Here is a 24,066-nt window from a genome sequence, read left to right as displayed (position 1 = left end):
CAGCGAAAGTCCATTGATCCATCAGAAGTTTGCGATGGTCTTGCCAAGGTGACTGGGCCATAGCGTTGGCCCATGGCCACTGAAGCAATGACCCTGGACGCGGATTCGAAGGCACGACGCGGCTTTCTGCTGGCGCTGGGCGCCTATCTCTTGTGGGGGTTGCTGCCTTTCTACATGAAAGCCGTGGCGCATCTGCCGCTCGCCGAAGTCATCGCCCACCGCATCGTCTGGTCGGTACCGATCGCCGCCGCCGTGCTTGTCTGGGCCGGCCGCACAGCGGACTTCAAGGCCGCATTGCGCTCACCGCGCACCATCGCCATGGCCGCTCTGACGGCGGCGCTGATTTCGGTCAACTGGGGCATCTATGTCTGGGCGATCGCCGTCGACCGCACGGTCGAGACAGCGCTCGGCTACTACATCAATCCGCTGGTCAGCGTCGTCGTCGGCGCGCTGCTGCTTGGGGAGCGTCTCGACCGGCTGCAGATCGCGGCGGTTGTGCTGGCGGCCGTCGCTGTGACGGTACTTACGATCGAAGGCGGCAAGCTGCCCTGGGTATCGCTGGCGCTGGCTTTTTCCTTCGCCGCCTACGGCTTCTTCCGCAAGACGCTGCCGATCGGCCCGAGCCAGGGCTTTTTGCTCGAAGTGCTTTTGCTTTCGGTGCCGGCGCTCGGCTACATCGCCTACCTAATCGCGACGGGGCAGGACCACATCGTATCCAGCAGTGGCGTCGATACGGCGCTGCTGATCGGCTGCGGTCCGGTCACATCGGTGCCGCTTTTGTTGTTCGCCTTCGGCGCCAAGTTGCTGCGCCTCTCCACCATCGGCATCATGCAGTATATCGCGCCGACCATGGTGTTCCTGATCGCCGTTCTGATTTTCGATGAGCCTTTCGGCACCACCCAGGCCGTCGCCTTTGCCCTGATCTGGGCGGCACTGGCGATCTATTCCTGGTCGATGTTGACGACAGCGCGAAGGGCGGCTGCCCGGTAAGGATTTTTCGATGTACCTGCTGCATATCGCCAACAAGAATTATTCCTCGTGGTCGCTGCGGCCATGGGTATTGATGCGAAACCTAGATATTTCGTTCGAGGAGCGGCTGGTGCCGTTTCCGACCGGATCGAGTTGGGATCTCTACCGGCCTTTCTCGCCCAGCGGCCGGGTGCCGTGTCTGATCGACGATGGCTGGGCGGTCTGGGATTCGCTTGCCATTGCCGAATATCTGGCGGAGCGCCATCATGGTGTGTGGCCCGTCGAGGCCAGGGCGCGCGCCTGGGCGCGCTCGGCCGCCGCCGAAATGCATTCGAGTTTCACCGCGCTGCGCGGCGCCTGTCCGATGAGTTGCGGCCTGCGCGTCAAACCGTTTCCGATGTCCGCTGCGCTGAAGCAGGATCTCTTTCGCCTCGGCGATTTGTGGAACGATGGCCTTGCCCGTTTCGGTGGACCGTTTCTCGCCGGCGCCCATTTCACCGCCGTCGACGCCTTCTTTGCCCCGGTGGCGTTTCGGGCCCAGTCCTATGGGCTCTCTTTCGAGGGGGCCGCCGCCACCTATCCGGAGCGATTGCTTGCCTTGCCTGCAATGCGCGAATGGTACGCGGCAGGCCTTGCCGAGACCTGGCGTGAGCCCGACCACGAAGCGGAAGTCGCGGCAGCGGGCACCATCGTCGAGGATTTTCGCGCCGTTTGACCGCTTATAGTCGCCCGAGGCGTCGGACGAACAGGTAGGTTATGGCAGCGATAGCAAGTGAGACCGCCGTCACCACCCAGAAACCCATTGGCGTGTCGACAAGCGGCAGCCCGCCGACATTCATGCCGAACAGGCCGGAGATGATGGTCATCGGCAGCAGCACGGCGGTCATGACAGAGAGAACATAGAGCAACTGGTTCGACTGCATGGTCAGCTTGGCCATCAGTTCGTCCTGCAACAGCCTTGTGCGCGCCTGCAACTGCTCGCCGTCATGATAGAGAGTATGCGCCCGGTGCGAGAGCCTGGCCGCCATGTCTTTAATCGGGTCAGGCAACTCGTCGCGATGCGAATGGTCGAGATGGCGAAACAGGTTCGTGAGTGTCGCCATCTGCCGATGGATCACCACCAACTGTCGGCGCGCCTCGACCAGCGCTTGCCGCTCATTGTGCCATGCATCGCGCACGACACGGTCCTCGATGCCGTCGAGCATGTCGCCCAGCTTGCCCAGTTCGCCCGACATGCCGTCAAGCGACTGGCCCATGACCGCCTCGATCAGTTCCGCCGGCGAGCGGAATTTCCGCGATCCATTCTCCACCGCCTTGCGGACGGCGTCGACAGATTCCAGCGGCTGCTTGCGGGCGCCGATCAGCATCGTATCGTTGAAGGCGAAGCGGAAATGAACGAGCCCGCGCGCCTCAGAAAAATCGTGCCTGAGGTCCGGCAGATCGCCATAGAGCCAGCCGTCCTCGTAGTCGATGTGGCAGCCATGACTTGGGGCAAGGATTGCCTCGCGCACCGGCCTCGGCATAGCCTTTTCGGCGCCGATCTCCTGACGGGCATGCAAGTCGGTGATCTGATAGCTGCGCCATGTCCAGCGCGCCTGCGCGGGGTCCCTGGTTCGCATGCCTTCGGCGGTGAAATGATAGCTGAAGAACAGCCCATGCTCGTCGGGCAGGTAAGGCGAAAGGTCGGTGCCTTCCGGGGCGAGAGCGATATTCATGGGCGTGGTGCCAGATGCAGGTTTCGAACTGACGCCGCATGGCGCCCGCCTGACCGCGATTTCTAGCACGGGTGAAGCCGGTTTCGTGTGACGGTTTCTTGACAGCCGATCACAGTCAGTCGAACAGCATGCGAATGGCACCGCCATGCGCCGCCACTCGCCTTTTGCCGCTCAGCGCTTCGGGCCGAAGCCTGGATAGGGGTTGAGCGGCACGATCGCGGCAATGTCCATCATGCCGGCCTTGACCAGCGGCAGAGTGCCGAGGTGGCCGCGCACGTCGGCATCGCTGCCGGCCTCGAACATCATGCCGCTGCCCGGAATGTCGCCACGGTTCCAGACCTGGCGCACCGCGCCTTCGGCGTAGAGCGTGCGGCGTTGCTCGGCCTCGCCAGGCAGCAGCGGGGCGAAATCGGCATCGCTGAACTTTTCGGTGTTGCGGGTGAGAAGGGCAAAGAACTGCATGGCGGTCTCCTTTGGTTGGGATGGCCGACTATCGCTTTTGGCTGGTCAGACTGTCCAAGACTGATTAGGATAAAGTTGAGACCTTTCAGGGCTGAAGCCTCGGAGAGAAATGTTCGACTTGCGGCAACTCCGCTATTTCGTCACCGTCGCCGAAACCGGCAGTGTCGGCCGCGCCGCTGAAATCCTGCATATTTCGCAATCGCCGCTCAGCCGGCAGATCATGCAGCTCGAGGAGCAGCTCGGCGTCGCTCTGTTTGAAAGGGCGAAGCAACGGGTTCATCTCAACGCCGAAGGCCGCGCCTTCCTCGCTGAAGCTCGCACACTGCTGTCCAATGCGCGACGATTGGAGGAGTTCGGCCGCAACCTGGCCAGCGGCGCCGTCGGCCGTCTCGCCATCGGCTATGTCGAGGGGGCCGTGCATGCCGGGCTTGTCGCCGGGATGCTGCGCCAGTTCCGTCGCGACCGGCCGGATTTTCATCTTCAGTTGAGAAGCCTGCGTTCGGCGGCGCAGTTGGAGGGGCTGCGGCAGCGATCACTGGACCTGGGCTTCGTCTATTCGCCGCCCGCTGACGATGATCCTGATGTCACGGCCATGGCGCTGCGCCATGAGCCGCTGGTGCTGGCCATCCCCGAGGATGATCCGCTTGCTCTGTTGTCGGACATCGGACCGCGCCACCTCGACGGCCGCACCTGGATCACTGTCGTGCGCCAGCCTGACGATACCAACCGTGGCCAGTTCCTCGCCGCCTGTGCCAAGGCCGGCTTTCTCCCCGACATCGCCTATGAGACCGCTGACCCGCTGACCTCGCTCGGTCTGGTCAGCGCCGGCCTTGGCCTGGCGACCGTGCAATCCAGCCTGCGTGCCGCCGCCCCGCCACGGATCGTGTTTCGCGACCTGCCATGGTTCGAACGCACGGTTTCGATCCATCTCGCCTGGCGGCGCCATGACCGCCGTGCGGTGATCGCCGGCTTGCGGCGGCAAGCAGCGGACAATCGAGCCGCGCAGCCAGATCCGGCTTAGAGCTTGTCGATCACCGACTGCACGCCCTCGGTCGGCGCGTCGACAGACGAGCCGGCCACCATGATGGCGGCGACGATCGCCTCGGGGTCGTTGACGACCAGCGGCTTGACCCGTTGTGCGGTATGGATGAAGCCCTCGGCAGTCATGTGGTCGAGCAAAGCCAGCATCGGATCCCAGAATCCACCAACATTGCCGAAGACGATCGGTTTGCGGTGATGGCCGAGCTGCGCCCAGGTCATGATCTCGACGATCTCCTCGACCGTGCCGATGCCGCCCGGCAACGCCACAAAGGCGTCGGATTTCTCGAACATCCTGTGTTTGCGCTCGTGCATGTTGTCGGTGATCACGAGTTCATCGAGCCGATCAAGCGCGCTTTCGGTTGCTTCCCTGTTGATCAGGAAGCGCGGAATGATGCCCGTCACCTTGCCGCCGGCCTTGAGCGCGCCTTCGGCGACGGCGCCCATGATGCCTTTGGTGCCGCCGCCATAGATCAGCCTGAGGCCGGCTCGCGCAATCGAGCGCCCGAGCAGGTGTCCGGCCTTGGCGTAGATTTCATCGCGGCCCGGAGACGAGCCGCAATAGACACAGACGGATCGAATCGTGTTCATGCCGATGATTGGTGATTGTGTCTGAAAGCGTGGTCAAGCCCAGGGCGGGCTTTTTCTTGTCGGTCATGGCAAAACAGGTTAGACCGGCATTAGGTGGCTAAGGGGTAGGGAAATATGGCAATTAATCCACTGAAGGCGTTCTTGTTCGCGGCGGGTGGGACCGTCGCGGCCGTAGGAACCGCCTATGTATCGGGCGCACTCGACCCGTATCTCAATCGCACACCCCCGGCGGAAGTGGCGGCGTTGACGCCGCCCGCGGCGCCGAAACCGGCTGATCCCGGCACGGAAGCGCGGCTGCCGCCGGCGTCGGTGCCGGCCGCTCCCGCCGCCGCACCCGAGGCGACGGCCCCGGCCGCACCGGCAACGGAGGCGGTGGCACCGGCCGCGCCCGCCACGACTGGTCCGGTTGCACCGACTTTCGATGTCGTGCGTGTCGAGAGCAACGGCTCGATCGTCGTCGCCGGCAATGCGGCGCCCAACTCGAAGGTGGAGATCCTCAACGGCACGACCGTGCTCGGTTCGACGGTCGCCGGTCCCGATGGCGCCTTTGTCATCGTGCTCGACGATCCGCTGAAGCCCGGCGACTACACAATTGCGCTGCGCTCGACCACCAGCGATGTCGTGACCGCCTCGGCGCAGACCGCTGTCGTCTCGGTCCCCGCGAATGCGGCCGGCCAGGTGTTGGCCATGGTCGAGGAGCCGGGCAAGCCGGCTGAACTGCTCACGGTTCCGGCGCCCGAGACAAAGCCGGCCGCACCGGCCGCCGGTGACCAGGCTGCCGCTCCGGCAGCCGAAGCGCCAGCGGCTACAGCCCCGGCACCAGCCGCCCCGGCGGCGCCAGCGCCGGCCGTGGCGGAAGCAGCACCTGCTCCGGCGGCACCGGCAACGCCGCCCGCCGCACCAGTTGCCGAGCCCAAGATCGTCGTCGAGGCGGTCGAGATCGACGGCAACAAGATCTTTGTTGCCGGTCTCGCGGATGCCGGCCGCAAGGTGCGGGCCTATGCCAACGATATCCTGCTCGGTGATGCGCAGACGTCGCCGGACGGTCACTTCCTCGTCGAGGCGACGCGCGACATTCCGGTTGGCAGCTACACCATCCATGTCGATGGTCTCGACGCCGATGGCGTGAAGGTGGTGGCCCGCGCCGCCGTACCGTTCGAGCGCGAACCGGGTGAAGCGATCGCCGCCGTGGCGCCTGCGGAGCCCAAGCCCGCCGAAGCAAAGGCGGCGGCTCCAGCTGCCGCCGAAGCGCCCGCCGCGCCAGCCCCTGCAGTCGCGGCTGCTCCGGCCGAGCCCGCACCAGCCGCGTCATCAGCGACGCCGGCTCCCGCCGCCGAAGCGCCCGCCGTCGCTGCGGCCACGCCGCCAAGCGATGTACCCGAAACCGTGGCGCCCAAGCTCGAACATGCCAACGGCGCCATCATCATCCGCCGCCACGACACGCTGTGGCGGATTTCGCGGCGCGTCTACGGCCATGGCGTGCGCTATTCGACCATCTATCTCGCCAACCAGGACCAGATCAGCGATCCTGACCGCATCTGGCCAGGGCAGGTGTTCAAGGTGCCTGAAAAGTCGAAGGAAGGCGAAGCCGCCGACCTCAAGGCGATGGGCGAGCAGGCAACGACCGCGCCAGCCAAGACAAACTGATGCATTGAGCAAGCAGCCGCTCGGACTTGATCCGAGGGGCCGCGGTTCTTGCCGCAACGACATGCGACGTATCAATCCCCTCGGCCGCTGCCCATAAGCGCAGCTTGCCGTAGGGCTGGTCATCGTTTATCGCCGATGGACGATGACCGAATCCCTCGTTGAAGCAGGCGGAAGCTGGCGCGCGCCGGAAAGCCCCGCCGTGGACAGCCGCGCTATCGCCACCCGGCTGGCGGCACTTTCGCACCCGGCGCGCATCGAAATCCTCAAACATCTGTCGGCCAGCAACTCCTGCTGCTGCCGCGAGGTCGTCGACCGTCTCGATCTGGCTCAGTCCACGGTTTCCCAGCATCTGAAAATCCTTGTCGAGGCCGGCTTGGTCCGCTTCGAACCCGACCGCCAGCGCTCGCGCTACGCGGTCGACCGCGCCGCGCTCGCCGATGTCTCCGCATCACTGAGCGCGCTCGTCACGTCCTGCTGCTCCGGCCGCTAAAAGATAAGAAGAAGGCACAAAGAATGGCCGAAAAAACCGTCTCCGACTCCTCGACCTTCAAGACGCTGCTCAACCTGTGGCCCTACATGTGGCCGGCGGATCGCGCCGATCTGAGGGCGCGGGTAACCTGGGCGACGCTGTTGCTGGTCGTCGCCAAGTTGACGCTCGTCGCCGGCCCCTATTTCTTCAAATGGGCGACCGACGCGCTGGCTGGCGATGCCAGATCGGTGCCGCCGCTGCCTTCCTTCCTGCTGGCGCCGGTGATGCTGGTCGTCGCCTACAATGTCGTGCGTCTGGTGCAGCTTGGCTTCAACCAACTGCGTGACGCGCTGTTTGCCCGCGTCGGCCAATATGCCGTGCGCCAGCTTGCCTTCCGCACCTTCGTCCACATGCATCAACTGTCGCTGCGCTTTCACCTGGAGCGCCGCACCGGCGGCCTGTCGCGCATCATCGAGCGCGGCACCAAGGGCATCGAGACGATCGTGCGCTTCATCATGCTCAACACGGCGCCGACCATCCTCGAATTCGCGCTGACCACCGGCATCTTCGCCTACACCTATGGCTGGAAATATGTCGTCGTCGTCGCGGTCACCGTCTGGGTCTATGTCTGGTTCACGGTGCGCGCCAGCGACTGGCGCATCTCGATCCGCCGCGACATGAACGACAGCGACACCGACGCCAACACCAAGGCGATCGACTCGTTGCTCAACTACGAGACGGTCAAATACTTCAACAACGAAGGCATGGAAGCCGAGCGCTTCGACCGCTCGATGGCGCGCTACGAGATTGCCGCGACCAGGATCTGGACCTCGCTCGGCTGGCTGAACTTCGGCCAGGGCATCATCTTCGGCGCCGGCACTGTCATCGTCATGTGCATGTCGGCGCTGGAGGTGCAGGCCGGCACACAGACGGTCGGCGACTTCGTCTTCATCAACGCCATGCTGATGCAGCTGTCTGTGCCACTCAATTTCATCGGCTTCATCTATCGCGAAATCCGCCAGGGGCTGACCGATATCGAGCAGATGTTCGATCTGCTCGATGTGCCGCAGGAGATCGTCGACAAACCGGATGCCAAGCCGCTCGCCGTCAGCGCCGGCACGGTCGAGTTCCGCGACGTGCATTTCTCCTATGACCCGAACCGCAAGATCCTGAAGGGCATCAGCTTCGAGGTGCCGGCCGGCAAGACGGTCGCCATTGTCGGGCCGTCCGGTGCCGGCAAGTCGACGATCTCGCGGCTTCTGTTCCGCTTCTACGACGTCCAGGGCGGCCAGGTGTTGATCGACGGCCAGGATATCAGGGACGTGACACAGGAAAGCCTGCGCGGAGCGATCGGCATGGTGCCGCAGGACACCGTGCTGTTCAACGACACCATCGCCTACAACATTCGCTATGGCCGCATCGGCGCCAGCGAGGAGGATATGCGCAAGGCGGCCGAACTTGCCCAGATCGGCCCGTTCATCGAGCGGCTGCCCGATGGCTACAAGTCGATGGTCGGCGAACGTGGGTTGAAGCTCTCCGGCGGCGAGAAGCAGCGCGTGGCGATCGCCCGCACCATCTTGAAGGCGCCACCGATCCTGATGCTCGATGAAGCGACGTCGGCGCTGGACAGCCACACCGAGCAGGAGATCCAGGCCGCGCTCGATCTGGTCAGCCGCGGCCGCACCACCATCGTCATCGCCCACCGGCTGTCGACAGTGATTTCCGCCGACGAGATCATCGTGCTGCAGGATGGTCAGATCGCCGAGCGCGGCACCCATGCCGAGCTGATGCGCAGGCATGGCCTCTATGCCTCGATGTGGGACCGCCAGCGCGAGGCGACCGAGGCCGAGGAGCGGCTGCGCATCGCCCGCGAGGGCGACGAGCTTGGCGTCATCGTTCGTCGCCGCACGTCCGAGGTGAATTGAAGGCTCAGCATGGCAAACCGATTTTTTCCGCTTGACCTCAACTTAAGTTGAGATTGTAGGCCGTTCTTGGAGCCCGGCAAGAAGCATCGTTCAAGAACGGAACAATCGATATGAGCAAGATAAATCAGAACGTTGATGGCGGCAGCGTGTTCAGGGTGGACAAGTTCGTCGTCCCCGCCGCCGCCCGCGAAGAGATACTCGCCAAGGTCAGGGCAACGCATGAATTGCTGCGCGTGCAGCAAGGGTTCGTGCAGGATTTCCTGCTTGAGCAATTCTCTGGCCCGGGCGAGTTCAACCTCGTGACGATAGTCGAATGGGAAAGCCAGGCGGCCGTCGACAAGGTGGTGCCGATCGTCAAGGCCGCGCACGAGCGCGTTGCCTTCAACCCGCAGGAGACGATCGCCCGGCTCGGGGTGCGAGCCGACATTGCCAACTATCAGCGCGTGCCGGAACTTTAACGCTCATTCAGCGCAACGACGCCCAGCGTCTGTCTGGCGCGGGCGCCCCCATTCTATCCCGATAGATGAACTGGGGCTTTTATCCTCAACGACAACTGATATTGTCTAGGCAATAACAACCGATTTTTGAATTACGGAAACATTTCGATGTTTGGCTTTTTCTCGCGCAAGTCCAAAGGGGCGTCCGAGAAGACACCGCCCGCTTCCGAAGATAAAGGGGTCAATCTCCTCGTACCTCTAATCACGGTGCCTCGTTCGAAGATCGAGAAGGCTAGTGAAAAGCCTTTTGATCTCGTCTTAGCTGTCATGCAATTCGCGGTGACGATCGTTTCCAAAGGGCTCTACCGCCATCCGGAGATCAACCCCAAGGCGATGCAGGTCTTTCATGCGGACTGGTACTCCTCGGAGGTAAAGAACGGCGGCCACAGTCAGTTTATCCACAATGCGGGCAGGGAAATCGACACCACGATTGCCAACGCCAGAGCCGGACTCAGCGCTTGCGGGGCAACGAGGCAGTTGGCGACCTTGGAAAAGATGTCAGCTTGGGTTGCCCGGAATCCTGATGAAGCAGCGAAACAAACGGGCTTCGAGGGTGGCCGCGACGATTTCCTGGATACGCTCGATGACGCATTCTACGAAGCGGATGAAGCCGCGCCGATGGAGGATTTGCTCGCGCGCTGGATCACGTCTTGGGCCGATCTGCAGATTGTCGATGATGACAACTACGACGATACGATCGACCGACTCGTTATGGCCAACCCCCAGCGTGAAAGTAGGCTTCTTCATGAGTCGGTCAGCAAACTGGTGAGCCAGATGTTGAGCCAGCGTGACGTCGGTGCCGGCCTCGCCTGCGCTAAGGCGTCGCCATCGGAGATCAAGCTGGCGCTGGGGATGGCAAGAATCCTGGATGTCGAAGGCGAAAAGCAAATGGTCTTCCATCTGCGTACCAGTGCCGAAGAGCCCCGATTATGCGCCGCAACAAAGGCACACGTTACCGTTTACGAATATATCTCCGCTGACGATCCTCCGGTCACACGCCCAGGTGACAGCTTGTTGGGTGCCAATGCACCGAGGGTCGGGATGCGGCTTGGACGCGCGGAGGAGGCGGAGATTGAGACGGTAATCCAACTGTCTGAACAAAATCATGCCCCGGTCGCTGTCGACCTTCTGCTGCGCAAGGCCGGCGTCGATCCGCTGGGTGCCGTCGTTTCAGCTAACTCAGTGGTGCAAACGGCGGAAGGGCCAGTGGTGAATTGGGTGGTGCAGGCGTCTGACCGGACCTTCCTCTCCCTGTCTTCGCCGAATGGCAGTGCGCTCTTACGTGGTGAGGATTACGAAAAGCTCGCCGAGACTACGATTGCTGAACTCGACGCGCACTTTGATCGCTCCGCTGCTGCGGGTTAGGTCCGGTTCGCGTTTACATGTCCGCCCGCCTTAACCCATTTGTTCGTTGCAGGCAGGACCTTTCCGCTACCGAGGCATATGCGGCGGTTATTCCTACAGCCGCTCTACTGTCGCGCGGTCAGGAAGAAAATCCCGTCGGCATGCCCGTTGGCGCCACAAGATGGTGGCTCCGACATATCGCCCTTGCCGGTGCCGCTCTGCTCGACGACCAGCGCATCGCCGACGCGGCGGAAGGCGAAGACAAAGCCGGTCGGCTTATCATTGTCGTCGGTGTCGACCAGCCGCAGATTCTTGCCGATTTTAACTGTGCCGTCGATGTCGCACTCGCCGCCGCCGGTGACGGGGTTGGCGACGTCTTCCGACACGTCCAGCTTGCCGGCGCCCGCCGCCTTGATTTCGACCCCGCCGCGGACGCTGCTCCATGGGCCAATGAAACCGGCGTCAGCCGGTTTGCGGATGCCGGTGAGGAAGGTGGCGCGGTCGCGCAGGAATTCGCCGAGATCGAAAGTCTGCTGATCCTTGGGCGTGTTCTCGTTGAAGCCGGCGATCTGGTCGCGATATGCGATGAAATCGCTCTGGTCGTCCCGCAAGGCCTTGCCCGCGTGTGAGTCGAGCGTCTTCAGCACCGCCGCGTAGTTCTTCGCCACATCGGCATCGGCCTGCGCCAAAGCAGGGTCGGCGCAGATGGCCTTTTCCGCCACACTGGCCGCCTTGGCGCAGTCGAAGGATGGCTTGCTCTGCGCCAGCGCATGACCGGGCAGTGCCGGCAAAATGGCCAAGACCAACGCCGGATACAGAACGCGGCCCGCGGATTCCCGGCTTTTCATCAGGTTTTTTCCCGCCCAGGCCGGAATTCTGACGGCAATGGCATGGGCACGCAAGCCGGGCGCGACTTCACGAAACGCGGAGCGCCCGGCTATCCGGACACGGCAGGCCCGCACGGCCCATTGTTGCGTTGCGGCGAAGGGGGCTTTGGTCTATTGAGGCCCGACCTGAAACGGAGCCCGTTTATACCCGATGAGCCTTGTCGATACGGTCAAGAACGCGTTCGTACCGATCCATCGCGAAGGCTATCCCTTCATCGCGGCCTTTGGCGCGGCAACGCTTTTCCTCGGCTATTTCTCCTCGGTCCTGTTCTGGATCGGCCTTATCCTGACGGCCTGGTGCGTCTACTTCTTCCGCGATCCCGAGCGCGTCACCCCCGTCGATGACCGCCTGGTGGTCAGCCCCGCCGATGGCATCATCTCGGCGGTAGGACCGGCCGTGCCGCCGCGCGAACTCGGCCTCGGCAATGTCGAGATGACCCGCATCTCGGTGTTCATGAACGTGTTTTCCTGCCATGTGAACCGCGCCCCGGTGCGTGGCCGCATCGCCAAGATCGAGCATCGGCCGGGAAAGTTCCTCAATGCCGAACTCGACAAGGCGAGCACCGAGAACGAGCGCAACGGCCTGGTCATCGAGAGTCCCAACGGCACGGTCGCCGCCGTTCAGATCGCCGGCCTGGTGGCGCGCCGCATCGTCTGCTGGGCGGAGGCCGGCGGCACGATCGCCATCGGCGAGCGTTTCGGCCTGATCCGCTTCGGCTCGCGCGTCGACGTGTTCCTACCCCTGGCCGCCACGCCGCGCGTGGCGGTTGGCCAGACGGCGGTCGGCGGCGAAACCGTGCTGGCCGAATTCGGCGGTGTCGCTGGCACCCCCTCGTGCGGATTTCTTGAGCCGTGGGCACGCAATACAAGAAGTTCGAGGCCCATGCCAGCGGCGGTCCGCGCATCCGCGAGATTCCGATGCGCATGGTGTTGCCCAACCTCGTCACCGTGCTTGCCATCTGCGCGGGCCTGTCCGGCATCCGCTTCGGCTTCGAAGGCCGCTTCGAGCCGGCGGTGGTGATGGTGCTGCTGGCCGCCTTCCTCGACGGCATTGACGGCCGCCTGGCGCGGATGCTGAAAGCGACCTCGAAATTCGGCGCCCAGATGGATTCGCTGGCCGACATCGTCAATTTCGGCGTTGCGCCAGCTCTGGTGCTCTATGCCTTCCTGCTCGACCGCGCCGGCTCGCCGGGCTGGATCGCGGCGCTTTTGTTTGCGATCGCTTGCGGGCTGCGGCTCGCGCGTTTCAACGTTCTCGACGACGAGAAGGCCGATCGCCCCCTATGGCAGTCGGAATATTTCGTCGGGGTGCCGGCGCCGGCGGGAGCCGTGCTGGTGATGCTGCCGCTCTATCTCTATTTCCTGCGCACGGGGCTGGAGCCCAGTCGTCCAGCGGCCTTCATCGCCACCGGCTTCACCATCCTGGTCGCCTTCCTGCTGGTCAGCCGACTGCCGGTCTATTCCGGCAAGAGCCTGAGAATTCCGGGCGACAGGGTGTTGCCGATCATCCTTGGTGTCGTCCTCTACATCCTGCTTCTGATGACCTATCCCTGGTACACGCTGACCGCCTCGGTCGCCGGATACCTGATCTTCCTGCCGTTCAGCGTGCGCGCCTATTCGAAGCGCGCCAAGCTGGAGGGCGAGAAGGTGCCACCTTCGGACATAGGTTAAGAACGGCGGCGAAGTATTTGACCGTATTCAGGCTGCCGCGCTCAGCCCCAGCCTGTCGATCGCCAGCTTGCGGGTCGAGACATAGTCGGTCTTGCCGGACCCCAGCACCGGGATTTCCTCTACCTTGATGATGTCGTTCGGCACCATCAGCTCGGCGGCACCCGCCTGTTTGCCGAACTTGCGCAATTCGTCTGGATTGGCATCGTCGGCGGTGGTGACCAGCACGATGCGCTCGCCACGCCTCTTGTCCGGCACCGCCACCGCCGCATGGCGCTCCTCCGGCCATAGCGACTGTACCAGAATCTCGACCGCACCCAGAGACACCATCTCGCCAGCGATCTTGGCGAAGCGTTTGGCGCGGCCGCGAATGGTGATGAAGCCTTCGCGGTCGACGGCCACGATGTCGCCGGTGTCAAGCCAGCCGGTCAATGGCTGCAGCTCACCGGCGCGGTTCGCGGTCATGTAACCCATCATCAGATTCGGTCCGTCGAGCCACAATTGGCCGGCGTCGCTGATGCCTTCGACTGGCTCCAGCTTCATGCGCATCGCTGGCAAAAGCCGCCCGACCGTGCCGTCGCGGCCATGGATCGCGGTGTTGACGGCAACCACGGGTGCGGCTTCGGTCAACCCGAAACCTTCGATGATCTCGGCCTGGAAGCGCTCGCGATAGACGCGGCGGGTTTCAGGCTTCACCGCCTCGGCGCCGGCGACGATGAAACGCAGGCTGGAAAAGTCGCCGTCCTTGGCGGTGCGCGCGTAGTTGGCGAGGAAGGTGTCGGTGCCGAACATGATGGTCGGTTTCACCTTGCGCGCGATCTCGGGGATGATCTTGTAGTGCAGCGGCGAAGGGTAGAGGAACAGTTTTACGCCGGTGACCAAAGGCAGGATGGTGCCACCCGTCATGCCGAAAGAGTGGAACACCGGCAGCACGTTGAGCAGGATGTCGGACGGCGAGATGGTGATGCGGGCCTCGGCCTGCATGGCGTTCGCGAGCAGGTTCCTGTGCGACAGCACCACCGCTTTCGGTGTGCCTTCTGACCCGGATGTGAACAGGATCAGCGCTGGCTTGGCCGCATCCTGCCGCTGCAGCGGCCAGCGCCACAGCAAAGCGGCTGCAAGCTTGTCCAGCGCGGTGACGCTTTTGCGCACATCCTCCAGCCATAGGAACGTGGCGCCACCCTTTTCGGCCGCCGCGACGATATCGGCGAGGCCTGCCTTCTCGACGAAGGCGCGGGAGGAGATGACGGTACGGATCATCGTTGTGCGTACGGCGGCGGTGACGCTGGCCGGCCCGGCCGTGTAGTTGATCATCGCCGCCAACCGGCCAGCCGACAGAAGGCCGGTAAGTGACAGCACGACGCCATTGGCGTTGGGCAGCATCAGCCCGACCGCTTCACCCGGCGCCGTGACCGCCTCGAAGCGTTTGCCCAGGACCCGCGCGCCGATGAACATCTTGCGGTAGCTCATCGCGCCCGAGATGACATCCTCGATGATGTGATGCGAGGCTCCCACGCGGTCGGCGGCATCGCGCATGGCCAGAAACAGGCCACGATCGAGGTCGGTGCCGAAAAGCCGGGCCTCGGCGATACGATCGAACAGCGCATTGGTGTTCGAAGTCTGGTCCGGGTTTCGCGCCACCAGTTCGGCGATGGTCATCGGCTCAAGCACGCTGATCGACAGCTGCGGAAACCAGTGCCTGGGTGCCTTGTCCGCCGGCGTCAGCGAAACCGGCAGGCTGCGCGCGCCGGCGACGAAGATCGGCACGATGCGGGCGTCGGCCTGCATGGCGATTCGGGTGACCGCGCGAAATAGCCGGAATGTCTTGACGTCAGGCTCGACCGCATCCGGCAGATAGACGGCGAGCCGGCCCTTGCCCTTCAGTACCCGCACCAGCCGGCGGCTGACGAAGACATGTTCGGCATTGAAGGCGATGGTGCGGCCAAGCTCGCGCCAGGGTTCGAGCCAAGGCGAGCGCGCCGAGACCTCGTCGAGGATATGCAGCGTGTCGTCCGGCAGCAGCGACAGCATCAATGCCGGCTCGAAGCGCGATTGATGCGAGATGACGTAGATGACAGGGACCTGCGCCTTGCGGGCGATCCCGATGCGGTCGTCGGCGATCCGGTAAGCGAGCTTGAACGGCACATAGAGCAGCGCCTGGGTGAAGCGCAGGCCGAGGCGGAACTTTTCCACCACGCCGATAAGCAGCCAGGCCAAAACGAGACCCGCGAGCAGCGCCAGTGTCAGGATCATGCCGCATCTCTCCCAACGATCTTAGCATCGCGGCTCTTTCGCGGCCGCTTTGGCCAGAACCTAGACGATGTAGGAGCAAGGTCAATGCGAAGCTTATTCCTTCTCCCACGAAGGGAGAAGGAGAACCGCGGCTCACGCCGCCTTCAACCGCCCGCTGATAAAACGAAACTCCTGTGTCTTGCCGCCATAGCCGTAGGCGGCGGCCGGCACTTCATGCACGAAGGCATAGCTCTCCTCGTGCACGCTGCCCAGCAGGCGGCCGAAGGCGGCGAAGATCTCCTTGAGATAGGCCTCCAGTTCGAGCTTGGTGTTGGTGCCGTCGACCACCTTGATGTCCAGCCAGAATGTATTGGTCCCGTGCTCGGCCAGCGACCTGCCACCGGCGAACCACTGCTGTGGATCGATGTAGGATATGGCAACCGCGGTGATCGTCGGATCCTTGCGCAGCTGAGTGGCAGTGATCTCGGTCACCTCCCTGGCAATCCTGGCGGACAGCGCGGCGTCGGGCTTGCCGGTGACGTTGACGTTGATGATGGGCATTTTTCTTCTCCTTGGCTCGAGCGGCGTCCGATGGCCGGCGGGAGGACCATGCCATCATCAAAGGATCAATAAAATCGAATTGTTTAAAACAAAAGATTCGATAATATCGAATTATGGAAACCCTTGATCCCGACCTGCTCAGGACCTTCCTCGCTTTCGTTGACAGCGGCTCGCTGGCGCAGGCGGCATCGAGCGTCGGCCGTTCTCCCTCGGCGGTGACCGCACAGATGCAACGGCTCGAGGAGATCGTCGGCGAGCCGCTTCTGGCGCCGCAAGGCAGAGGGCGCGGCCTGACGCCCGCCGGCGAGAACCTTGTCGGTCATGCCAGGCGTATCCTGGCGGCGCATCGCGAGGCGTGGCTGGCCATGAAGGGAGCGCGGGCTGCGGGACGCGTCGCCATCGGCACGACGCAGGACTTCGCCGATAGTGGCTTGCCCGACCTGTTGCGCGCCTTCGCCGTCAGTCATCCGCGCGTCGGGATCGAATTGCGTGTCGGCCGCTCCACCGAGCTGGCACAGGCACTGCGGTCTGGCAGCCTCGATCTGGCGATCGTCATGCGCCAGGCCGCTATGCCGGACGAAATCGGCATCCTGCGCGAGCCGATGATATGGCTGTGTTCACAAAAGGGGCTGGCCTCGCGGCAGGAAGAATTGCCGCTGGCGCTGCTCGATCCGTATTGCGGCTTTCGCGAAGCGGCGATCGCCGCGCTCGATGCGGCCGGTCGCCGTTACCGTATCGCTGCCGGCAGCGCCAGCCTGGCTGGCCTGCGCACGGCCGTGAATGCCGGTGTTGCGCTGACGCTGCGCACGGCACGCTTTGCCCATTCCGGCATTGTCGAGGCCCCGCGCGAGCTTGGCCTGCCGCGGGTGCCGACGGCTGAGTTCGCCATTCGGCTGCGCACTGGTGCCGAGGGTCCCGCCCGTGATCTGGCGGCACTGCTCAGCGGCAACCTGGCTCTGCCCGGGCTCCGTGGTTGAATCGGTGCAGGTCCGGTCCTGCGGCGGGATTCATCGGCAAAGAAAAAGCCGACCTTGCGGTCGGCTTGAAAGTAGGACGGGCCGAGGGGTTTGGGGGGACTTGGGGTGGCCCGTCGCATTAATAATGCCTGACCCCGATGATGGTTCCGTGACTGCGCCATTATTTAAGAGATATTTGACCCCATGCGTTGCGAGCGCGCCGCCAGCCAGTCGCGACCGGCATGGGCAAACACGGCGGCGAGCACAATGGCGCCGCCGATCATGCCGGCTGCCGGCGCAATCTCGCCCAGAAACAGGAAGGCAAACAGGATCGCGAACGGCACTTCGGCCGAGCCGAGCAGTCCGGATTCAGCCGCCGGGATAAGCCGCGCGCCTTCCGTCCACAGGATCGAGGACAGCGCGAAGGACGCGCCGAAGGTGACGAGCAGAACGGCATCCCTTGGTGAAACCGCCAGCGGATCGGTGACGAACCAGCCAAGCACGAACAGCAGGAAGGCCGACACGGCACCGGCCCACACCACGGGCGTGTCGCGGAAGGCGCGCACCATGATCATGTAGAGGGCGCTGCCGATGGTCATCAGCAGTGCCAGCCCGTCGCCGAACAGATTGCCGGTGCCGAAGCCGGACCAGACCATGATCGCCACGCCGCACAGCGACACGGCTGCCGCGACCATCGTCTGCAGGCGGAAGGGTTCACGTGTCAGGACCCAGGCCAGCAGCGCGGTGACGAAAGGCGCGGTGGCGTAGATGATCGCGACATTGGCGACGAAGGTGAACTTGAACGCGGAGATGAAGGCAATGCTGGCCAGCGCGCCCTCTACCGCCAGCAGCCAGCCGCGCCAGCCAAGCCGCAGGCTCTCGCGCCCGCCGGAGCGGTGGCGTCGCCACAGCACATAGAGGCTGATCAGGATCGAGCCGACAAAGCCGCGCCAGCAGATGATGGTCAGCGGGTCGGCATGGATCGATTTGGTCAGCACGCCAGTCAGGCCGAACACAGCCGCCGATGAGGACACCAGGATGATGCCGAGCGTGCGTTCCGCGGTTTCGGTGGTGGCTGCGATGTCAGTCATACAGCCAGCCTACGCCGCTCGGTCCTGACATCGTAGTGTCAGCTGTGATGGCCGTGCGCATCAAAGCCGTTTGCGGAAATGCTCGCCACCCACGATCAGCAGGCCGGCGGCGACGATAAGGGCGGCGCCGAAGAACACTTCGCGGCGCGGCACGTCGCCCCAGATCGCAAAGCCGAGCGCGAACGCCCACAACAGCGAGGTGTATTCGAGGGGTGCGAGGATCGAGGCTGGCGTTCGCTTCATGCCTTCGAAGAGAAGATATTGCGCGAGGCCGCCGAGCGCGCCGACGCTTGCAAGGAGCAGCAACTGGGCCCCGTCCGGTGTGTGCCACCACAGCAGGCCCGGCACCGCCGAAAACACCAGGAAGTAGAAATTGTTGAGGAGCAGCTGGATCAGCGAACGCTCCGCAAGGGCGGTCTTGCGCAGCAGCACGATGGCAATGCCCCACAAAACAGCTGCGGCCAGCACCTGAAGCACCGGCACGGACAGGCCGAGATGGGTGGGATCGCAAGCGACGAAGACGCCGGCAAAGCCGATCAGCACGGCGAACCAGCGCAGCAAGGGCACCTTTTCGCCGAGCATCGCCACCGAAAGCACGGTAACGATGATCGGAGCCGCGTAATAGACGGTGGTCAGTTCGGCGAGCTGCAGGCTGCGGGCAGCGTTGTAGTAGCAGAGCCAGGCGGCGAGCGTGAAGGCGCTGCGCACCAGCATCGGCCGCACGATCGGCGAGCGCACTGTATCGGCAAACAGCTGTCGTCCGCCGATCGCCGCGCAGGCGCCGAGGATGGTGATGCTGCGGAAGAACATGATCTGCCAGACGCTCATTCCGGCTACCAGCAGCTTGATCGAGGCGTCCTGCGTCGAAAACAGGAAATAGGCCGCGCCGGTCAGCAGGATTCCGGCGAGAACCCTTTCGCGAGTTTCGAGAATGGCGATATTGGCCATAAGGCGCGGGACCGACGTTGCGGAGGGTGACGGAAATGCTGTGTGGAGCGACACGAGGGCTCTGAAAAGTCAGACCACGATGCCGTCCTCTATACGGGTGAAAGTAGGCGCGGCGCTACGCCACCCCCGTGCTTGCGTTGGGGCAGGGAATGCCAATCTTGCTTCCAGGAAGCGATCGGCACTTATATCTGACAGAGCCACGCCCACGGTCGGCCACAAAAGCGAAAGGGGGAGCGCACATGGACGCAACCGAACTGAAGGCCATGCAGGCGCCGCTGAAGCAGGCATATCGCGACGACGCTTCGCGCGCGCTGATCACGCTGCGCGCCAAAGGGTCGGTCGACGACCAATCGGTTGCCTGCAAGGTGGAGACGGGCAGGGCGATCGCCATCGCCGGCCTGCATCCGGCAACCGGCGGCTCAGGGCTCGAGCTCTGCTCCGGCGACATGTTGCTGGAAGCGTTGGTGGCTTGCGCCGGGGTGACGCTCAAGGCGGTGGCGACGGCGCTTGAATTCAAGCTCGGCGCCGCCACGGTGGAGGCCGAAGGCGACCTTGATTTTCGCGGCACGCTCGGTGTCGCCAAGGATGCGCCGGTCGGCTTTCGCGCCATCCGGCTGAATTTCAGTCTCGACACGGATGAACCGCAGGAGCGGATAGAGTCGCTGCTGAAACTGACCGAGCGCTATTGCGTGGTATTCCAGACCATCAACCAGAAGCCGGAGCTGACGGTGAGTGCACGTCGCTGATGATGCCTACTCCCCCTTTGGGGGAGATAGGCGGTTTACAGCGCCGTGCTGGTGCTTACTGCGCTGACGGCGTTTCGGCGTCGCCCTCGTCGGTGAAGGGCGAGGCGCTCGGCACGCATTGCACCGACCAGCCGGCTGGTGTCGGCTGCTTTTGATATTCGGTGATGGCGGCGGTGCACTGTTCGCGCTTGTCGAAGGTGCTGGGCAGCACGACCATGCCGCCTTGCGGACCGGCGATTACCAGATACCAGACCAACGCTACAGTCGAAGCCATGGGGATTTTCCTTGTTCTGCCCAGCCAGGGCGCTTGTTGCGGGAGTCGTTATGATCCTACCAACTCCACGGAAATGACGAAAGCATGACCGCTGCGCGGCCTTCCACCCTCAAATCACAGCCGCGTGATGACAACGCGGTTTTGGAGGCCGAATTTTTAAAGGCCAGGCCGGCTCAGTCGGTTGCAAAACAATAGAACAGGCCATGGCCACCGGTGCCCTTCAGCGCCTCCTGGCTGCAGCCGCCGCGCGAAGCGTGCGAGGAATTCCAGGACTTGGCGGCAGCCGAATCGTCAAGGCCGGTGCGATCGTGATGACCCATCATCGCGACCCCTTCCGCGCCACTCATCGTCCAGTCGCCGCAGGTCTGGTCGGCTATCTTCGTGCCGTCAGGCTTGGAGCCGGTCAGCATGTCGTGCCGGTTTGGCGTGTCGCCGCGGCCGTTGACCACTTCGCCCTTCTCGTTCAGCGCCGTCTGCTTGGTGATGCCGTTGGCGTCGCTGTGCAGCGAAGCGACGTCGTCGGCTATCTTGACGCCCTTGGCATTCACCCATGGTCCCTTGCCGATGCGGTCGCGCGCATCGGTGTCGCTTGTCGAAAGATACGCATGCCAGGTCTTGCCGGTGACGCCGGCGGCTTCCGCCAGCGACGCGCAATGCGCGTCCGCACCTTTGAGGCCACCGAGATCGGCGCCCTTGCCCGAACCGGCACTGGTGACGAAGAAACTCATCTTTGCGTCTTGCGAGAGGGCTGTGCCGGCAGTGGCGGCCGTGATGGCGGTGGCGGCAACGAGAAGAAGTCTGCGCATGTCGGTCCTCCGGTTGGCTTCGAATGCTTACATTCGAAGAAACGTTGCTGGAGGCCTATTTAATCCGCTTCGCGCTCAAGTTTTATTCCGGCTGCCTATACGCGACAAAGCGGTTGTGCTTGGCCTGGAAGATCAGCCCGGTCTCTTTCAGGTCCGGGCTTGCCAGCGGCACGATGCGCTTGGCGATTTCCGAGGGTGCGGCAGCGTATCCGGATCCTCGCCGGGTACGGCCTGGGCACGCATGGCGGTGCGGGTGGCGCCGGGGTCGGCCGCGTTGACGCGCAACGGCAGGCTTTGCGTCTCATGCGCCCAGGAGCGCATCATCGTCTCGACCGCCGCCTTGGACGCCGCGTAGGGCGCCCAGAACGCGCGCGCCGAATGAGCCGCGTTGGAGGAAAGCAGAATGGCCCGGCCGGCGTCGGAGAGCCGCAGCAGCGGGTCGACCGAGCGGATTAGCCGCCATGTCGAGGTGACGTTGATGGTCATCACCTTCTCAAAGGTCTTTGCCTCGACATGGCCGATCGGCGAGATGACGCCGAGCACGCCGGCATTGGCGACCAGAATGTCGAGCTTGCCCCAGCGCTCGTGGATGGCGCCGCCGAGCCGGTCGATGCCGGCCATGTCGGCGAGGTCGAGCGGCACCAGCGTCGCCTGGCCGCCGGCCGCCTTGATCTCGTCGTCGAGTTCCTCCAGGCCGCCGACAGTGCGCGCAACCGCAATGACATGGGCGCCGGCGGCGGCCAGTTCCTTGGCGATGAAATAGCCGATGCCGCGCGAAGCGCCGGTGACGACCGCAACGCGGCCGGTAAGGTCGAGGGTCATGCGATGGATTCCGGAAATCTGGCTAAGGCTAAAGCAATTCCAGGAAAAGTGTGAAACGGTTTTCCGTCCGGAATTGCGTCGAAACAAAGAGATAGAGCGGTTCTGCGTTTCCGCGAAACGACGAACCGCTCTGATGGCGATCCGACAATCCTACGTCCCGCTCGTCGCCAGCAGCGACAGCGTGCGCACATTGTCGTGGCCTTCGAAGTCGAGCAGGCGGGTCGGATACTGGCCGGTGAAGCAGGCGTCGCAGAATTGCGGCTGGTCGTTGTCGCGGCCCGCCTCGCCGACGGCGCGGTAGAGCCCGTCGATCGAGAGGAAGCCGAGCGAGATCGACCCGGATGAACTCGGCCATCTCTTCCACCGACATGCGCGATGCCAGAAGCTTCGACTTCTCCGGCGTGTCCACGCCGTAGAAGCAGGACGCACTGGTCGGCGGCGAGGCGATGCGCATGTGCACTTCCTTGGCACCGGCGTCGCGCACCATCTGCACGATCTTCTGGCTGGTGGTGCCGCGTACGATCGAATCGTCGACCAGCACCACGCGCTTGCCCTCGATCATGCGACGGTTGGCGTTATGCTTCAGCTTGACGCCCATGTGGCGGATCGAATCGCCGGGCTGGATGAAGGTGCGGCCGACATAGTGGTTGCGGATGATGCCGAGCTCGAAGGGAATGCCCGCCGCTTGGCTGAAGCCGATCGCCGCCGGCGTGCCCGAATCCGGCACCGGCACGACAATGTCGGCCTCGACCGGGTTTTCCTGTGCCAGCTCGGCGCCGATGCGCTTGCGCACCTCATAGACATTGCGGCCTTCGACCGACGAATCCGGCCGCGCGAAATAGACATACTCGAAGATGCAGAAGCGGGTCTTCTGCGGCTCGAAGGGGAACAGGCTCTCGATGCCCTTGGACGTGACGACAACCATCTCACCGGGCTTCAGGTCGCGCACGAAACGCGCGCCGATGATGTCGAGCGCACAGGTCTCGGAGGCCAGGATCCAGGCGCCGTCGAGATCACCCAGCACCAGCGGCCGGATACCGAGCGGATCGCGGCAGCCGATCATCTTCTTGGCTGTCATCGCCACCAGCGAGAAGGCACCCTCGACCTGCCGCACCGCATCGATGAAACGCGAGTTCAGGTCGCGCTCCTTGCTGGTGGCGACAAGGTGCAAGATCGTCTCGGTGTCGGAGGTGGACGAGAAGATCGCGCCTTGCTTCTGCAGCGCGCGTTGCACGGTCATGGCATTGGTGAGATTGCCGTTGTGGGCAACGGCAAAGCCGCCATCGGCCAACTCGGCGAAGAAGGGTTGGATGTTGCGCATGCCGGCGCCGCCCGTCGTGGCGTAGCGTGTGTGGCCAATGGCGCGGTTGCCTTGCAGGCTGTCGATCACGCGCTGCTTGGTGAAGGTGTCGCCGATCAGGCCGACATGGCGTTCGACATGGAACTGGGTACCGTCATAGGAAACGATGCCGGCGGCTTCCTGGCCGCGATGCTGCAGCGCATGCAGGCCTAGGGTGACAATGGCTGCCGCGTCCTGTCGGCCGAAAATGCCGAACACGCCGCATTCATCGTGGAAATGGTCGTCGGCCTCGGCGGAAAGCACGTTGTCTGCGTCTGCCATCTTAAGCTCCGCTAAAATCGCCATATAAGGCGGGTGCGCGTCGAAAGCAACGCGCACCGTGTAGCCGTTCGCATGATCGTCGGTTTTCCGACGTCAGTTCGCCGGCGCTGCCGGTGCTGGATTGGCCGGGGCGTTGTCCGCCGGCGGCGTTCCGGCGTCACTGTCATCGGGAGCCGGCGCATTGGCATCGTCGCCACCAGCTGGCGCATCGGCCGCCGGTGCGTCGGGAGCGGCGGGCGTCTCGGCAGCCGGCTGATTCGGATTGAGCTTCTTGAGGATGGCGTTTTCCGGATCCTCGGGCAGCAGGCTTTCAAGCTTGGCGCCGATCGATTCAAGCAACGGCCGCGACTTGGCATCCGTGACCCAGGCCGGTGCCTTGGCGCCAGCCAGCCAGTTGAAGAACAACAGCGCCACCGCGACGACCAGAATGCCGCGCGCCGCGCCATAGAGGAAACCCAGCGTGCGATCGAGTGCGCCGATCCTGGAATCGATGATCCAGTCGGCGAGCTTCATGGTGATGACCGAGACGACGATCAGCGCGATGATGAAGACGACGCCGGCGGCGGCCGCCATCGCGATCTTGTCATTGTCGATGTAAGGCTTGAGATAGGGCAGAACCGGCTTGTAAAAGAAGAAAGCCGCCGCTGCTGCCGCGGCCCAGGAGACGACGGACAGGATTTCGCGCGAGAAGCCGCGGACCATGGCGAGCATCGCCGAGACCAGGGTGAAGCCGACAAGAATTCCGTCAAGCAGCGTAATCGGCATGTCTTTCGCCCCACTCCATGTCTTTCACCAGT

General features: G+C 63.7%; 22 protein-coding genes and 3 pseudogenes. 12 read left to right on the top strand and 13 right to left on the bottom strand.

Annotation, left to right across the window (positions count from 1 at the left end; all coding sequences use genetic code 11):
• The first annotated feature begins 72 nt into the window (after window positions 1-72).
• Both rarD and AC56QP_RS05535 read left to right on the top strand, forming a co-directional pair.
• Window positions 73-990 (top strand): EamA family transporter RarD, encoded by a 918-nt coding sequence (rarD, locus tag AC56QP_RS05540; protein ID WP_489860596.1) that lies wholly within the window; start codon window positions 73-75, stop codon window positions 988-990.
• A 10-nt stretch (window positions 991-1,000) separates the two neighbouring features.
• The gene (locus AC56QP_RS05535; protein WP_489860597.1) at window positions 1,001-1,684 is read left to right on the top strand and encodes a glutathione S-transferase family protein; all 684 of its coding nucleotides are present in this window, start codon (window positions 1,001-1,003) and stop codon (window positions 1,682-1,684) included.
• 4 nt (window positions 1,685-1,688) lie between these two features.
• Here AC56QP_RS05535 and AC56QP_RS05530 read toward each other — a convergent pair whose 3' ends face one another.
• Both AC56QP_RS05530 and AC56QP_RS05525 read right to left on the bottom strand, forming a co-directional pair.
• Window positions 1,689-2,684, bottom strand: coding sequence for a transporter (locus tag AC56QP_RS05530; protein ID WP_489860598.1), 996 nt, complete (start codon window positions 2,682-2,684; stop codon window positions 1,689-1,691).
• 171 nt (window positions 2,685-2,855) lie between these two features.
• Window positions 2,856-3,146, bottom strand: coding sequence for a hypothetical protein (locus tag AC56QP_RS05525; RefSeq protein WP_489860599.1), 291 nt, complete (start codon window positions 3,144-3,146; stop codon window positions 2,856-2,858).
• A 109-nt stretch (window positions 3,147-3,255) separates the two neighbouring features.
• Here AC56QP_RS05525 and AC56QP_RS05520 point away from each other — a divergent pair, with 109 nt between their 5' ends.
• Window positions 3,256-4,167, top strand: a complete 912-nt coding sequence (locus tag AC56QP_RS05520) for a LysR substrate-binding domain-containing protein (RefSeq protein WP_489860600.1) — start codon at window positions 3,256-3,258, stop codon at window positions 4,165-4,167.
• Here AC56QP_RS05520 and AC56QP_RS05515 read toward each other — a convergent pair.
• Window positions 4,164-4,775 carry an LOG family protein gene (locus AC56QP_RS05515; protein ID WP_489860601.1) on the bottom strand — a complete coding sequence of 204 codons (612 nt, stop codon included), beginning with the start codon at window positions 4,773-4,775 and terminating at the stop codon, window positions 4,164-4,166. The genes AC56QP_RS05520 and AC56QP_RS05515 overlap by 4 nt on opposite strands.
• Window positions 4,776-4,889: 114 nt before the next feature.
• Here AC56QP_RS05515 and AC56QP_RS05510 point away from each other — a divergent pair, with 114 nt between their 5' ends.
• The 5 genes from AC56QP_RS05510 to AC56QP_RS05490 all read left to right on the top strand — a co-directional run bounded on the left by AC56QP_RS05510 (window position 4,890) and on the right by AC56QP_RS05490 (window position 10,678).
• Entirely contained in the window at window positions 4,890-6,422 is a 1,533-nt protein-coding gene (locus AC56QP_RS05510; RefSeq protein WP_497100641.1) for a LysM peptidoglycan-binding domain-containing protein, read from the top strand.
• Between the two features lie 142 nt (window positions 6,423-6,564).
• Window positions 6,565-6,912 carry an ArsR/SmtB family transcription factor gene (locus AC56QP_RS05505; RefSeq protein ID WP_489860602.1) on the top strand — a complete coding sequence of 116 codons (348 nt, stop codon included), beginning with the start codon at window positions 6,565-6,567 and terminating at the stop codon, window positions 6,910-6,912.
• Window positions 6,913-6,935: 23 nt separating this feature from the next.
• Window positions 6,936-8,816, top strand: coding sequence for an ABCB family ABC transporter ATP-binding protein/permease (locus AC56QP_RS05500; protein WP_489860603.1), 1,881 nt, complete (start codon window positions 6,936-6,938; stop codon window positions 8,814-8,816).
• A 110-nt stretch (window positions 8,817-8,926) separates the two neighbouring features.
• Window positions 8,927-9,274 carry an antibiotic biosynthesis monooxygenase family protein gene (locus AC56QP_RS05495; RefSeq protein WP_489860604.1) on the top strand — a complete coding sequence of 116 codons (348 nt, stop codon included), beginning with the start codon at window positions 8,927-8,929 and terminating at the stop codon, window positions 9,272-9,274.
• A 147-nt stretch (window positions 9,275-9,421) separates the two neighbouring features.
• On the top strand, window positions 9,422-10,678 hold the full coding sequence (locus AC56QP_RS05490) for a DMP19 family protein (protein WP_489860605.1): 1,257 nt from the start codon (window positions 9,422-9,424) through the stop codon (window positions 10,676-10,678).
• A gap of 104 nt (window positions 10,679-10,782) precedes the next feature.
• On the opposite strand, the gene AC56QP_RS05485 is transcribed toward AC56QP_RS05490, so the two are convergent.
• Window positions 10,783-11,457: a lysozyme inhibitor LprI family protein gene (locus AC56QP_RS05485; protein ID WP_489860606.1), complete on the bottom strand. Its 675-nt coding sequence runs from the start codon at window positions 11,455-11,457 to the stop codon at window positions 10,783-10,785.
• A 238-nt stretch (window positions 11,458-11,695) separates the two neighbouring features.
• Between AC56QP_RS05485 and AC56QP_RS05480 the strand changes: the two are divergent.
• A pseudogene (locus AC56QP_RS05480) lies at window positions 11,696-12,376 on the top strand (phosphatidylserine decarboxylase); the annotation flags it as partial.
• Between the two features lie 20 nt (window positions 12,377-12,396).
• A complete protein-coding gene (locus tag AC56QP_RS05475; protein WP_489860607.1) occupies window positions 12,397-13,215 on the top strand; it encodes a CDP-alcohol phosphatidyltransferase family protein in 819 nt (272 codons plus the stop codon).
• 27 nt (window positions 13,216-13,242) lie between these two features.
• Here the strand turns inward: AC56QP_RS05475 and AC56QP_RS05470 are convergent, their stop codons facing one another.
• On the bottom strand, window positions 13,243-15,465 hold the full coding sequence (locus AC56QP_RS05470; RefSeq protein WP_489860608.1) for an AMP-binding protein: 2,223 nt from the start codon (window positions 15,463-15,465) through the stop codon (window positions 13,243-13,245).
• A 132-nt stretch (window positions 15,466-15,597) separates the two neighbouring features.
• Window positions 15,598-16,005: a tautomerase family protein gene (locus tag AC56QP_RS05465; protein ID WP_489860609.1), complete on the bottom strand. Its 408-nt coding sequence runs from the start codon at window positions 16,003-16,005 to the stop codon at window positions 15,598-15,600.
• Window positions 16,006-16,118: 113 nt separating this feature from the next.
• Here AC56QP_RS05465 and AC56QP_RS05460 point away from each other — a divergent pair, with 113 nt between their 5' ends.
• A complete protein-coding gene (locus tag AC56QP_RS05460; RefSeq protein ID WP_489860610.1) occupies window positions 16,119-16,982 on the top strand; it encodes a LysR substrate-binding domain-containing protein in 864 nt (287 codons plus the stop codon).
• A 164-nt stretch (window positions 16,983-17,146) separates the two neighbouring features.
• Here AC56QP_RS05460 and AC56QP_RS05455 read toward each other — a convergent pair whose 3' ends face one another.
• Together AC56QP_RS05455 and AC56QP_RS05450 are read right to left on the bottom strand one after the other, a co-directional pair.
• Entirely contained in the window at window positions 17,147-18,052 is a 906-nt protein-coding gene (locus AC56QP_RS05455) for a DMT family transporter (RefSeq protein WP_489860611.1), read from the bottom strand.
• 60 nt (window positions 18,053-18,112) lie between these two features.
• A complete protein-coding gene (locus tag AC56QP_RS05450; RefSeq protein ID WP_489860612.1) occupies window positions 18,113-19,000 on the bottom strand; it encodes a DMT family transporter in 888 nt (295 codons plus the stop codon).
• A gap of 239 nt (window positions 19,001-19,239) precedes the next feature.
• On the opposite strand from AC56QP_RS05450, the gene AC56QP_RS05445 reads away from it, so the two are divergent.
• The gene (locus AC56QP_RS05445) at window positions 19,240-19,746 is read left to right on the top strand and encodes an OsmC family protein (RefSeq protein WP_489860613.1); all 507 of its coding nucleotides are present in this window, start codon (window positions 19,240-19,242) and stop codon (window positions 19,744-19,746) included.
• 55 nt (window positions 19,747-19,801) lie between these two features.
• Here AC56QP_RS05445 and AC56QP_RS05440 read toward each other — a convergent pair whose 3' ends face one another.
• From AC56QP_RS05440 to AC56QP_RS05420, 5 genes and pseudogenes are all read right to left on the bottom strand, one after another.
• A complete protein-coding gene (locus AC56QP_RS05440) occupies window positions 19,802-20,020 on the bottom strand; it encodes a hypothetical protein (protein WP_091577180.1) in 219 nt (72 codons plus the stop codon).
• Between the two features lie 173 nt (window positions 20,021-20,193).
• On the bottom strand, window positions 20,194-20,826 hold the full coding sequence (locus AC56QP_RS05435) for a hypothetical protein (RefSeq protein ID WP_489860614.1): 633 nt from the start codon (window positions 20,824-20,826) through the stop codon (window positions 20,194-20,196).
• An 82-nt stretch (window positions 20,827-20,908) separates the two neighbouring features.
• Window positions 20,909-21,648 (bottom strand): annotated as a pseudogene (locus AC56QP_RS05430) (SDR family NAD(P)-dependent oxidoreductase).
• Between the two features lie 150 nt (window positions 21,649-21,798).
• A pseudogene (gene purF, locus AC56QP_RS05425) lies at window positions 21,799-23,269 on the bottom strand (amidophosphoribosyltransferase).
• Between the two features lie 93 nt (window positions 23,270-23,362).
• On the bottom strand, window positions 23,363-24,034 hold the full coding sequence (locus AC56QP_RS05420) for a CvpA family protein (RefSeq protein ID WP_489860616.1): 672 nt from the start codon (window positions 24,032-24,034) through the stop codon (window positions 23,363-23,365).
• Between the last annotated feature and the right edge of the window lie 32 nt (window positions 24,035-24,066).

This window comes from Mesorhizobium sp. RCAM 05104 (genome assembly GCF_059683645.1).
This window is presented reverse-complemented; position numbering and strand designations above follow the sequence as displayed.

Excerpts from the sequence above, each read along its gene's own strand:
- rarD (WP_489860596.1), top strand. The coding sequence starts at position 73 with ATGGCCACTGAAGCAATGACCCTGGACGCGGATTCGAAGGCACGACGC.
- AC56QP_RS05535 (WP_489860597.1), top strand. The coding sequence starts at position 1,001 with ATGTACCTGCTGCATATCGCCAACAAGAATTATTCCTCGTGGTCGCTG.
- AC56QP_RS05530 (WP_489860598.1), bottom strand. The coding sequence starts at position 2,684 with ATGAATATCGCTCTCGCCCCGGAAGGCACCGACCTTTCGCCTTACCTG.
- AC56QP_RS05525 (WP_489860599.1), bottom strand. The coding sequence starts at position 3,146 with ATGCAGTTCTTTGCCCTTCTCACCCGCAACACCGAAAAGTTCAGCGAT.
- AC56QP_RS05520 (WP_489860600.1), top strand. The coding sequence starts at position 3,256 with ATGTTCGACTTGCGGCAACTCCGCTATTTCGTCACCGTCGCCGAAACC.
- AC56QP_RS05515 (WP_489860601.1), bottom strand. The coding sequence starts at position 4,775 with ATGAACACGATTCGATCCGTCTGTGTCTATTGCGGCTCGTCTCCGGGC.
- AC56QP_RS05510 (WP_497100641.1), top strand. The coding sequence starts at position 4,890 with ATGGCAATTAATCCACTGAAGGCGTTCTTGTTCGCGGCGGGTGGGACC.
- AC56QP_RS05505 (WP_489860602.1), top strand. The coding sequence starts at position 6,565 with ATGACCGAATCCCTCGTTGAAGCAGGCGGAAGCTGGCGCGCGCCGGAA.
- AC56QP_RS05500 (WP_489860603.1), top strand. The coding sequence starts at position 6,936 with ATGGCCGAAAAAACCGTCTCCGACTCCTCGACCTTCAAGACGCTGCTC.
- AC56QP_RS05495 (WP_489860604.1), top strand. The coding sequence starts at position 8,927 with ATGAGCAAGATAAATCAGAACGTTGATGGCGGCAGCGTGTTCAGGGTG.
- AC56QP_RS05490 (WP_489860605.1), top strand. The coding sequence starts at position 9,422 with ATGTTTGGCTTTTTCTCGCGCAAGTCCAAAGGGGCGTCCGAGAAGACA.
- AC56QP_RS05470 (WP_489860608.1), bottom strand. The coding sequence starts at position 15,465 with ATGATCCTGACACTGGCGCTGCTCGCGGGTCTCGTTTTGGCCTGGCTG.
- AC56QP_RS05465 (WP_489860609.1), bottom strand. The coding sequence starts at position 16,005 with ATGCCCATCATCAACGTCAACGTCACCGGCAAGCCCGACGCCGCGCTG.
- AC56QP_RS05460 (WP_489860610.1), top strand. The coding sequence starts at position 16,119 with ATGGAAACCCTTGATCCCGACCTGCTCAGGACCTTCCTCGCTTTCGTT.
- AC56QP_RS05455 (WP_489860611.1), bottom strand. The coding sequence starts at position 18,052 with ATGACTGACATCGCAGCCACCACCGAAACCGCGGAACGCACGCTCGGC.
- AC56QP_RS05450 (WP_489860612.1), bottom strand. The coding sequence starts at position 19,000 with ATGGCCAATATCGCCATTCTCGAAACTCGCGAAAGGGTTCTCGCCGGA.
- AC56QP_RS05445 (WP_489860613.1), top strand. The coding sequence starts at position 19,240 with ATGGACGCAACCGAACTGAAGGCCATGCAGGCGCCGCTGAAGCAGGCA.
- AC56QP_RS05440 (WP_091577180.1), bottom strand. The coding sequence starts at position 20,020 with ATGGCTTCGACTGTAGCGTTGGTCTGGTATCTGGTAATCGCCGGTCCG.
- AC56QP_RS05435 (WP_489860614.1), bottom strand. The coding sequence starts at position 20,826 with ATGCGCAGACTTCTTCTCGTTGCCGCCACCGCCATCACGGCCGCCACT.
- AC56QP_RS05420 (WP_489860616.1), bottom strand. The coding sequence starts at position 24,034 with ATGCCGATTACGCTGCTTGACGGAATTCTTGTCGGCTTCACCCTGGTC.